Origin of the sequence: Metallosphaera javensis (ex Hofmann et al. 2022) (assembly GCF_022064045.1) — an archaeon.
Classification (GTDB): domain Archaea; phylum Thermoproteota; class Thermoprotei_A; order Sulfolobales; family Sulfolobaceae; genus Metallosphaera; species Metallosphaera javensis.
Genome location: NZ_JAKNCW010000053.1, coordinates 1 through 501 on the forward strand (window position 1 = coordinate 1; position 501 = coordinate 501).

The 501-nt window shown below is 59.9% G+C and carries 1 pseudogene; it reads right to left on the minus strand.

The features are described from left to right. Positions 1-501 (minus strand): annotated as a pseudogene (locus L3N51_RS12350) (hypothetical protein); the annotation flags it as partial.

A 501-nucleotide genomic window follows, 5' to 3' on the forward strand; every position in this document is an offset into this window, starting at 1 on the left:
GTTCCACACGGGTCCCAGGATACCGCCACAGTCCCTGAACTGGGCCGGGTTGTACCACGTTGGGGGAACCTTCAACTTCTCCATGGGGAAAACCCCAATCCCCGCCTGGGCGAACCTGTCCAGGATTCCCACCCTGATCTTCCCGTAGGAGGTGGCCTTGCTCCCTCCCTGGTACGTGATGATCGTCCCGTTGGTCCAGTGGGGAGATACCCCGCCCACGTAGTACCACTCCCCCGTGTCCTCCGTCCTGAAGAGTATGCCCTGCCTGTACACCCTGTCCGGGTCGCTGTCAGCCTCCACCCTCAACCTCTGGGAGGTAGCAATAGCAGGGTAAACCTCGTACCTCCTGGGGTCTCCTCCCTGGTAAAGGGAGAAGTAGCTCCTCAACCCCTGCTGGAGGCACTCCTCCTGCTTCACGTTGAGGCTTATCTCTAGACCGATGATGGGGCCCAGGGCGGGTCCCAGCCCTGAAATTGATCCAACAACCTGAGCCATATACAT